The sequence below is a fragment of the Lysinibacillus sp. GbtcB16 genome (genome assembly GCF_019091145.1).
GTDB lineage: Bacteria > Bacillota > Bacilli > Bacillales_A > Planococcaceae > Lysinibacillus > Lysinibacillus fusiformis.
The window spans coordinates 1-310 of sequence record NZ_JAGXJV010000245.1; the positions used below are offsets into that span (position 1 = coordinate 1).

Sequence of the window (310 nt, forward strand, 5' to 3'; positions counted from 1 at the left end):
TGCAGATGATCCGGAGAAAGATATTAGCATTTATATAAATTCTCCTGGGGGATCTATTACAGCTGGGATGGCGATATTTGATACGATGCAACTTATAAAAGCTGATGTTAGTACATTATGCGTTGGAATGGCAGCTTCTATGGGAGCATTTTTACTCGCTGGAGGAGAAAAGGGGAAACGTTTTGCTTTGCCGAATGCGGTAGTGATGATTCATCAACCTCTTCGCGGAGCATGAGGGCAAGCGACTGATTTTGAAAGTAGTGCAAAACCAATTTTGCTTATGAGAGTTCCTCTGAATCAAATATTATCA

1 pseudogene is annotated in these 310 nt (G+C 41.0%); it reads left to right on the top strand.

What is annotated here, in order from left to right:
* A pseudogene (locus tag KVT27_RS24135) lies at positions 1-310 on the top strand (ATP-dependent Clp protease proteolytic subunit); the annotation flags it as partial.